This window comes from Microcoleus sp. FACHB-SPT15, assembly GCF_014849525.1.
Taxonomy (GTDB): Bacteria; Cyanobacteriota; Cyanobacteriia; order Cyanobacteriales; family Coleofasciculaceae; genus Symplocastrum; species Symplocastrum torsivum.
Map to the genome: position 1 here is coordinate 222,675 of NZ_JACJNU010000064.1, position 8,161 is coordinate 230,835.

Genomic DNA, 8,161 nt, shown 5'->3' on the forward strand with positions numbered 1-8,161 from the left:
CATCCTGATGTTTTGGAGAATACTAAATCTTATCCCTCACCCAAGCTCGAAATGATTTCAGCAAGGCAATTTCTCCAGAAATTTTACTCTGCTCAATAAACCGACTCATCTCAGCCACCGATACTAGGGAAAAGGCAAGGCTAAACTCACACTCAACATACTGCTCCTCAGCTAGCTGATAGAATTTCAAAACTCGTCCCTCATATCTCCAAAGTTCAGGTATACCTAGGGCTGAGTAAATTCCGAACTTGTTAACAGAACTGCTGGTAATGTCAATCTCAATTGCTAAATCAGGTGGCGGATCGGTTTCTAAATCTAGTTCTTGCCTACCTCTGACTGCTGGTTCATTCTGGATGTAGTAACAGTTATCTGGTTCTATTCCTCGATTAGTTAATTTCCGCATTAGCGTTGTAGAACCAGCACTTTTAATTTCAATTTCTAGTTCTTCAACTAAGGCAAAGATTAAGCGATCAAACTGAATTTTAGGATTTTCGTGTTCGTAAAGAGGAGTCATTATTTCCAAAGTACCGCAATCGTAAGCAAACCGTGAAGCTCTGTCTTCACCTGTCTCTTTCAGTAAAGTTTCAAACGTTTGCCAACTGATGTTTCGTAGTACGGTTCTTTGCTCAGCTTGAGTTAAGGTAGTAACCATCTCAATCTTGGATAAGTTTTAGAACATGAAAGGGTGAGCAATGCCCACCCTTCAAACATAACTGAAGATACTTTATAGTTTCCTTTCAGTCCATGATGTTGCCGAAAAAGTCGATCGTGTCCTTGAGGGCAACAATGAAAGCATCAATATCTTCACGGCTGTTGTAGAAGTACAAACTTGCCCGTGCTGTACCCGATATGCCTAGAATTCGGTGTAAGGGTTGAGTGCAGTGATGACCAGAACGTATAGCAACGCCTTCTTGATCTAACAGCGCAGAAATATCGCTAGAGTCAAGTCCTGGTAGTGTAAAAGAAGCTAGTGCTGCTCTACCTTTACCGTCTTCTGTAGGTTGCGGGCCATAGACTTTTAGTTCAGGTATGCCGTCCAGTTGCTTGAAGAGATAGGCGGTTAGTTCTTCTTCATAGGCGTGGATTTTGTCCATGCCTAAGTTTGATAGATAGTCTACTGCTGCACCTAACGCGATCGCTTCTCCAATTGCCGGAGTTCCGGCTTCAAATTTGTGGGGTAACTCTGCATAAGTGGAGTGATCAAGGAAGACTTCGGCAATCATCTCACCACCACCCATGAAGGGAGGCATTGCCATGAGTAGGTCGAGTTTCCCATACAGGAAGCCAATACCCGTTGGAGCGCACATTTTGTGACCGGAGGCAACTAACCAATCACAGTCCATTGCCTGGACATCAATCGGCAGATGAGGGACACTCTGACAAGCATCGATTAATACCTTAGCGCCGTGACGGTGTGCGATCGCAATAATCTCTTCGACTGGATTAATACAACCCAAGGTATTAGAGACATGAACCACACTTACCAACTTAGTCTTATCGGAAATTAGCTGCTGAAAATGCTCTAAGTCAAGCTCACCTGTCTCAGTGAGGTGTACGTGCTTGAGTACTGCACCTGTTTTCTGAGCAATGAGTTGCCAAGGAACAATGTTGCTGTGGTGTTCCATCACCGAGAGGATAATCTCGTCTCCCGGCTGCAACGTGTTCAATCCCCACGTATAGGCAACCAAGTTAATCGCTTCACTGGCATTACGGGTGAAAACAATTTCTTGCCGCGAGGCAGCATTGACGAAGCTAGCAACTTTATCCCGTGCGCCTTCATATGCTTCTGTTGCTCTCACACTCAGAGTATGAGCGCCTCGGTGAACGTTGGCATTATCCCGTTCATAGTAATGGCGTAGGGCATTCAGTACTGCCAGAGGTTTTTGGGAAGTGGCAGCGTTATCGAGATACACCAACGGTTTGCCGTTGACTTCCTGATGCAAAATTGGGAAGTCTTGACGCACTTTGGCAGCGAGAGTTCTTTCCTGAGCAATCGTCATGGGTTATCAGTTAATGGCTATTGGTTAATGGTTGTTGGTTATTGGTTATTGGTTATTGACAAACAACAAACAACCAACAACATGCAACTAAGACATCCTGCATGAAACACACTGAGCCAGTCTATGCCGTAGCGAAGCTACAGGAATGCGATTAAGAATCTCAGCCGCAAAGGCATCGAGCAACAACTCGCGCGCGCTTGCTTCATTCAGTCCACGGCTTTGCAGGTAAAAAACTTCATCGGCATCCAGTTGGCTTACCGTCGCCCCGTGAGAACATTTCACTTGGTCAGCAGTGATTTCTAGTTGGGGTTTGGTGTCAACACGGGCTTTTGGTGATAGCAGTAAGTTGCGGTTTAGCTGACCCGCGTTCGTAAATTGTGCCGCTTTCGGGACAAATACCTTACCATTGAAGACGGCGTGACCCCGGTCGTCCACGATACATTTATGCAACTGATTGCTGATGCCGTGGGGATGATTGAGAGCGATCGCACTATGAGTGTCAGCCACTTGTTCGCCGCCAATCATCGTCAACCCGTTTAGAGTCGTTTCCGTGCCTTCACCTGTCTGGAATACCTCTAGATGATGGCGAGATAGTTTTGCCCCCAACGTGATGGCATTGCAGGTGTAGCGGCTATTTCGGGCTTGTGCGATCGCACTTTTGCCAATATGAATCGCGTCAGCCGCGTCTCTCTGACTCCGGGTATGAGTCACTTGAGCATTTTCCTCTACCCAAATTTCTGTCACCGGATTTGTGAAATAGGGACGATTCACAGGAATATCTGGACACCCTTCTACACTAGTGACATACGACTCGATTACATTCAATTGAGAGCCTGTTTCAGCTACCACCAAACACCGAGGCTGGAAAATAATCGCCACCTCATCGGTAGTCGAGATAAACAACACATGAATCGGTGTTTCTACTACCGTATTCTTCGACACCCAAACCACAGCGGCATCTGTTAAACCCGCAGTATTCAGCGCCGTGAATAGTTCTTTTGCGCCTTGTTGCTGGGCGAGATATTCACCAACTCTTGAGCGATGAGTTACAGGTAATTGAGCCAAATTACTGACAACTAACCCCTCTGGCAAATCAGCCAAAGATGATAGTTGGGGCGCATAAACCCCGTTAACAAAGGCTAAGCGAATTGGTGCTTCGGGTAATGCGAACTCATCTAGTAATGATTCCGGTAAAGCAGAAGTCGTAGAGGTTTGGAAATTAACCTGTACTAGTGGTGATAAATCAGTAAAGCGCCATTCTTCATCCCGTCTAGTGGGAAGTGTAAGCTTCTTCACCCATTGCGAAGCGCGATCGCGTAACTCATTGAGCAACGCTACCATTTCCGGGTCAATTACTTGTAAACCCAGTGCTTGGGACTGATTTAGTAACTCAATAAGATAAGCATCTTGAGAGTCAGAGGCAGTGATTAATAACTCTTCGGGGTTAGGAATTGTGTTGGCAGAAACTTGCATCGTTATCGTCCTCCAACCTCAACAGCTTCTTCTTCCAGCACCCAATCATAGCCACGAGATTCTAATTCCAAGGCAAGTTCCTTACCACCCGTTCTGAGGATACGACCACTTGCCATTACATGAACAAAATCTGGCTCAATGTAATTGAGTAGACGTTGATAGTGAGTAATCAAAATCGTCCCATTCTCTGGATTGGTCAACTGATTAACGCCATCAGCAACAATCTTAAGAGCGTCGATATCTAAACCCGAATCTGTTTCATCCAGGATTGCCAGCTTCGGCTCTAGTAGCGCCATCTGGAGAATTTCATTCCGCTTTTTCTCGCCGCCAGAGAAGCCTTCATTGAGACTACGTTCTAGAAAGCTAGGGTTCATCTTGACAACTTCTAGCTTTTCCTGTACCAAATCTTCAAAGTCAAAGGTGTCAATTTCTTCTAATCCCTGGTTCTTACGGCGGGAGTTGTACGCTACGCGCAAGAAGTCTAAATTACTAACACCGGGAATTTCTATAGGATACTGGAAGGCGAGAAAAATACCTGCGATCGCACGTTCTTCCGGTTCCATTTCTAGCAAATTTTGCCCATGGAAAACTATCTCGCCTCCAGTAACGGCATAGGCAGGATGACCCGCTAAAACTTTAGAAAACGTACTCTTTCCAGAACCATTGGGTCCCATAATGGCGTGAATTTCTCCCGCCTTAACGTCTAGATTTAATCCCTTAAGAATTTGATTCCCATCGACATCTGCCGTCAAGTCGCGAACCGACAGAATCACTTCACTATTTTCTTTAATCATTTCGACTAACAATATATTCTCTGCAAACTTTGGAAATTGGTGATTGGGGATTGAGAAAAAAGGTTTGTTGTTGAATTCACACGTCATACTTTCCCAGCCCCCAGTCCCTAATCCCTAACCAACACTACCTTCTAGCTTGAGGCTCAACAATTTGTCTGCTTCGGCGGCAAACTCCATTGGTAGTTCATTGAAGACATCCTTACAGAAGCCACTAACCATCATGGAGATAGCATCTTCGGCAGAAATTCCACGTTGCGCGAAGTAGAACAGTTGGTCTTCCCCAATCTTGGAGGTAGAGGCTTCGTGTTCTACCTTGGCAGTATTGTTCTGCACTTGGATGTAAGGGAAGGTGTTCGCCTGCGCGCTGTCACCAATCAGCATTGAATCACACTGAGAGTAGTTCCGTGCGCCTTCAGCTTTGGGACCAATCTTCACCAAACCGCGATAGCTATTTTTGGAACGGCTGGCAGAAATTCCCTTAGAAATAATCGTGCTGCGGGTGTTTTTGCCAATATGCACCATTTTGGTGCCAGTATCAGCTTGCTGCATATTATTGGTCAGCGCTACAGAGTAGAACTCCCCGACAGAATTATCGCCAACGAGTACACAACTGGGATACTTCCAGGTAATCGCAGAACCTGTTTCTACCTGTGTCCAGGAAATCTTGGAGTTAACGCCCTGGCACAATCCCCGCTTGGTGACAAAGTTGTAAATACCACCTTTGCCGTTTTCGTCTCCGGCATACCAATTCTGTACAGTGGAATATTTGATTTCAGCGTTGTCGAGGGCAACGAGTTCCACCACAGCCGCGTGTAGCTGGTTGGTATCGTACATCGGTGCTGTGCAGCCTTCTAGGTAGCTGACGGAACTGCCTTCTTCCGCGACAATCAAGGTACGCTCAAATTGTCCGGTGTCACCTGTGTTAATCCGGAAGTAGGTTGAGAGTTCCATCGGGCATTTAACACCCTTGGGAATAAAGACGAAGGAACCATCACTAAAGACGGCAGCGTTGAGGGCAGCGAAGTAGTTATCTGCAACAGGAACAACGCTACCAAGGTACTTCTTAATCAGTTCTGGGTGTTCTTGCAGGGCTTCGGAGATTGAGCAGAAAATTACGCCATCTTTAGCAAGCTTTTCTTTGAAGGTGGTTGCCACGGAAACACTATCAAAAATTGCATCCACAGCAACGTTAGACAACCGCTTTTGCTCAGAAAGGGGAATGCCTAACTTCTCGAAGGTTTCCAGCAGTGCGGGGTCAACTTCATCAAGGCTATCTAGCTTCTGTTTCTTTTGCTTAGGTGCCGAGTAATAACTAATATCCTGATAATTAATAGCAGGATAGGTAACGTGAGGCCAGCTAGGCTCCGTCATCTTCTGCCATTGCCGATAAGCTTTGAGGCGAAACTCCAGCATGAACTCTGGTTCGTTCTTCTTGGAGGAGATTAAGCGGACGACATCCTCACTCAAGCCGCGAGGAATGATGTCGGACTCAATGTCGGTGACAAAGCCGTACTTGTAAGGCTGGTTGACTAGTGTCTTGACGGTGGCAGTCATTGATTCAGTGTTCTAGGAGTGTTCTTGTGCGAATCATTAAGATGGCAGGTGGGTGACGGCGAGCGTCAAGCTGCGGCAACCACTGACAGATGCGTCTGATGACTAAAACAACAAACTAGTTGTTTAACTCTATTGTAAAATACATTAACAACAACGATATTGTCAAAGTCGAATCAGATTGCTTCCTCTCGCCTTTCAGTCCCAAGTTTCCCGAAAGCCGATGACGACTACTCAGCATCCTTCCACTAAGCAAGACATCTTGCAACGTTTACTGAAACAAGATCAAGCGACGGCGCAGGAGTTAGCCGAAGCCTTTGAGATTAGCCCGCAGGCAATTCGGCGGCATCTGAAGGATTTGGAGACAGAAGGTTTGCTTGAGCATCAACAGGTACAAGTGGGGATGGGGCGTCCCCAATACGTTTATCGCCTTAGTCGCAAAGGACGCGATCGCTTTCCTCATCGCTATGAAGATTTTGCTGTTTCCCTACTGGATACTCTCATAGAAACTGTAGGGCATGAACAAGCAAGTTCAATTTTGCGTAAACAGTGGCAACGTAAAGCACTAGAATATCGCGATAAGGTTGGCACGGGTTCGGTACAAGAGCGTGTGGCTAAGCTAGTAGAACTCCGCAAAGGCGAAGGGTACATGGCAGAGTGGTATGCTCTAGAACCAAGTAATGTAGAAAACGGCATTGGTCATCAGTTTATTTTGGCAGAACACAACTGTGCTATTTCCAATGTTGCTGAGTCTTATCCCAGTGTGTGTGGACATGAGTTGGAGATGTTTGCAGCAGTGCTACCGGATTGTACGGTAGAACGCACTCACTGGATTAACAATGGCGAACATCAGTGTGGTTATTTGATTAAAGCAGGAAGCTCATGTAAAGAGGTTGTGTGAGCTATTTCTCCAGTAAGCGATCGCTTGCTATGGTAGAAACGAACTACTGAAATATCTATCTTATGGCTGAACCTCAGCAACCGACTACACAATTTCTAACTCCAGAAGAGTCGGCAGATGTAGACAAAGCGCTACTATCCTCCTCAGAAAAATTTTTGACTCGATTAACAATTTCATCTCTACGGCTGTTAAAGCAAATTTCCAAAGATACTAACGTTGCAATTGAGGACTTAACCCATCAGCAAGTCATAGACTGGTTTGAACAAGATGGAAAAATCCGGCGAGAACAAGGAATCGATGCGGCGTTCCTCAAGTGGTAAAGCTTAACGACTGCATTATGTGACAGGTATCTGAAAAAGTAGAGAGTCCCCTTGGCAATTGTTATTTCCTTTATAAACCTCAAAGGAGGTGTGGGAAAGACGACAACAACTGTCGCTGTAGCAGAAATGCTAGCTGGAGTATTCCTGAAAAGGGTTTTGGTCATCGACCTTGACCCTCAAACCAACGCCACATTAATGCTAATTGGCGAAGAAAAATGGGAGGAACTCAACAGTACTAACCACACCTTAGTTCAATTATTTACAGATGCTATTGAGCCAGAACAACAGAAATTTAATCTTCAACGAACTTTGCAAAGGCAAGTATCTAATGTCAAAGATGTCGATAACCTAGATTTGCTTCCTTCCAGTTTAGATTTAATTAACGTCCAAGACCGACTAGCAACAATCCCCAGTGGGCAATTTTATGCCACTAGCCCAATTGAAATTCTTCGCCGAGGGATTCGCTCTGTTATTAATAAGTACGATTATATTCTCATTGATTGCCCACCGAATTTAGGGATTATGACACTCAATGGTTTGCGAATTTCGCAAAATTACATTATTCCAACAATCCCTGATATGTTGTCAACCTACGGCATTCCACAAATTACAAAACGGGTTAGAGAATTTTCAGAAACGATTGCAGAATCAATTGAACCGCTAGGGATAGTTATCTCAAAGTATCAGATAGGAATGTCTCTACATGACCGAGTTATCAATGATTTACGCCGCTATAGCCGGGATGCTCCAGTCTTTGAGACAACAATACCTCAAATGCAACAGATTGCTGAAGCCGTTGAATTTATCCATTCTCAACAGTTCTCAACCCTGAAGCAAAAATGGGGCTATGCAGGTCAATTTTATACCTATCTGAGCTTAACTCAAGAAATAATGAAGAGAGTAGCTGGATGAGTCTTGAGAAACTCAAAGCTTTTTTGAGCTTAAAGCGTGCGAAAAAGCCTCCTTCCTTGAGTGAGGAAAGAGGCTTTTGTCTTTTGTGTCGAGTATAGACCTGGCACCGAGCTATTTTCCCGTGGGGCAACCCCCAAAGTATCTTCGCCGCAGCAACGTTTCACAACCGAGTTCGGGATGGAGTCGGAGTGGAGCCATCGCGCCAATAGC

General features: G+C 45.3%; 8 protein-coding genes and 1 rRNA gene. 3 read left to right on the forward strand and 6 right to left on the reverse strand.

Translation table 11 applies throughout. From position 1 onward, the window contains the following. Positions 1-22: 22 nt before the first annotated feature. The 5 genes from H6F98_RS28110 to sufB form a co-directional block, all read right to left on the reverse strand. Positions 23-652 (reverse strand): Uma2 family endonuclease, encoded by a 630-nt coding sequence (locus H6F98_RS28110; RefSeq protein ID WP_192222021.1) that lies wholly within the window; start codon positions 650-652, stop codon positions 23-25. A gap of 85 nt (positions 653-737) precedes the next feature. After that, the gene (locus tag H6F98_RS28115; protein ID WP_192222022.1) at positions 738-2,000 is read right to left on the reverse strand and encodes a SufS family cysteine desulfurase; all 1,263 of its coding nucleotides are present in this window, start codon (positions 1,998-2,000) and stop codon (positions 738-740) included. 87 nt (positions 2,001-2,087) lie between these two features. Continuing rightward, on the reverse strand, positions 2,088-3,473 hold the full coding sequence (gene sufD, locus H6F98_RS28120) for a Fe-S cluster assembly protein SufD (protein ID WP_199349004.1): 1,386 nt from the start codon (positions 3,471-3,473) through the stop codon (positions 2,088-2,090). 2 nt (positions 3,474-3,475) lie between these two features. After that, positions 3,476-4,267: a Fe-S cluster assembly ATPase SufC gene (gene sufC, locus H6F98_RS28125; RefSeq protein ID WP_192222023.1), complete on the reverse strand. Its 792-nt coding sequence runs from the start codon at positions 4,265-4,267 to the stop codon at positions 3,476-3,478. Positions 4,268-4,381: 114 nt separating this feature from the next. Beyond that, entirely contained in the window at positions 4,382-5,821 is a 1,440-nt protein-coding gene (sufB, locus tag H6F98_RS28130; RefSeq protein ID WP_192222024.1) for a Fe-S cluster assembly protein SufB, read from the reverse strand. A 220-nt stretch (positions 5,822-6,041) separates the two neighbouring features. Between sufB and sufR the strand changes: the two genes are divergently transcribed. From sufR to H6F98_RS28145, 3 genes are all read left to right on the forward strand, one after another. Continuing rightward, entirely contained in the window at positions 6,042-6,719 is a 678-nt protein-coding gene (gene sufR / locus H6F98_RS28135; RefSeq protein WP_192222025.1) for an iron-sulfur cluster biosynthesis transcriptional regulator SufR, read from the forward strand. A gap of 62 nt (positions 6,720-6,781) precedes the next feature. After that, on the forward strand, positions 6,782-7,039 hold the full coding sequence (locus H6F98_RS28140) for a hypothetical protein (RefSeq protein ID WP_192222026.1): 258 nt from the start codon (positions 6,782-6,784) through the stop codon (positions 7,037-7,039). Positions 7,040-7,090: 51 nt separating this feature from the next. After that, positions 7,091-7,951 (forward strand): ParA family protein, encoded by an 861-nt coding sequence (locus H6F98_RS28145; RefSeq protein ID WP_199349006.1) that lies wholly within the window; start codon positions 7,091-7,093, stop codon positions 7,949-7,951. 98 nt (positions 7,952-8,049) lie between these two features. On the opposite strand, the gene rrf is transcribed toward H6F98_RS28145, so the two are convergent. Then, positions 8,050-8,161 (reverse strand): 5S ribosomal RNA (gene rrf, locus H6F98_RS28150); the annotation flags it as partial.